This is a genomic window from Pseudoalteromonas shioyasakiensis (genome assembly GCF_022398475.1).
GTDB lineage: Bacteria > Pseudomonadota > Gammaproteobacteria > Enterobacterales > Alteromonadaceae > Pseudoalteromonas.
This window is the reverse complement of sequence record NZ_JAKEVM010000284.1, coordinates 1-1,075: the sequence shown is the minus strand read 5'-3', so window position 1 is coordinate 1,075 and position 1,075 is coordinate 1. Positions and strand designations below refer to the sequence as shown.

At 38.4% G+C, this 1,075-nt stretch carries 1 protein-coding gene; it reads right to left on the bottom strand.

Annotation, left to right across the window (positions count from 1 at the left end):
* Positions 1-32: 32 nt before the first annotated feature.
* Entirely contained in the window at positions 33-1,007 is a 975-nt protein-coding gene (locus tag L1D51_RS21495) for a transposase (RefSeq protein ID WP_239964840.1), read from the bottom strand.
* Between the last annotated feature and the right edge of the window lie 68 nt (positions 1,008-1,075).

The following is a 1,075-nucleotide window of genomic DNA, read 5'->3' as shown; positions in this document are numbered from 1 at the left end:
GAATAAAAGTAGTAAATGAAAAGTTTAAGTGTTTAGCAAAACAAAGCTTGGCAGTTAGTTATTGAGCTTCTTCTCTTTCGTTTCATGTGTTTTGCATACTCAGTTATAGCTTGCTCTTTACCCGCTGTATTTTTAAACGAGTGGGTAAAGGAAGTGGTGAGTGTGAGCCAGTTTTCTGTACAAATATTTAGTCTTTCAAGTATTGGTAACGCATTTTCTGGGATTTTACCTGGTTTATTTTCTCGTATTGAACGGCCTGTCCAATCTACAAGTTGCAGATATGTCTTGAGCTCAAATGGTAGTCCCTTAGGCATATGTTTACGAGGTTTACCTGCAAAGCGCATAAGCGATTTTGGTTGCTTATTATTTTGAGCTGCATAAATTCTAGATTTAATACTGGTGTAGTCAGATTGCTCAGGTAAATCGGCCGCTTTTGCTCTTACTGGGTTTAAATCAACATAAGCAAGGCAAGCGGCAAGTGCTGCTTCATCAAGTAAAGCTTGTGATTTAAAGCGACCTTCCCAAAACAGCCCTTTACATCCATCTTCTTGATTCGCTTTTCGTGCAATACCCTCGTTAAGAACTCGCATAAACCAACTAATGCTGCTGAGCCTTTCTCTATATAAATTTACTTTGGTATTAACCGTAGCGAGCTCGGTTTGTGTTAGCAATTCGCCATTTAAGAATCGTTGGCAAAGGAATGTACTTTTGAATAATTTGTGCCATCTAATAAGAATCGCTTTATTATTTAGACGCTTAGCTTTTGCTATATCAATGTGAAGAACCAGATGAGTGTGATTACTCATTACAGCGTAGGCGCAAATATCAATACAAAATATTCGCCCAAGTTGAAGTAGTTTCTTTTCAACCCAATCGCGCCTATGTTCATATGAACGACCCGTTAGTGGATCTTTTCCGCACAAATAAGCGCGACGAACGCAGCGTGAAATACAATGGTAATAAGGCGTGTTTGAAACGCTAATCAAGTTTCTACGTGGGGTTGCCATGCTCTTCTCCTCCATGAGTTGAACAATTTAAGTTTAGTCATAATTTTGAGAAGTGAGAAATATTAAGT

Excerpts from the sequence above, each read along its gene's own strand:
- L1D51_RS21495 (WP_239964840.1), bottom strand. The coding sequence starts at position 1,007 with ATGGCAACCCCACGTAGAAACTTGATTAGCGTTTCAAACACGCCTTAT.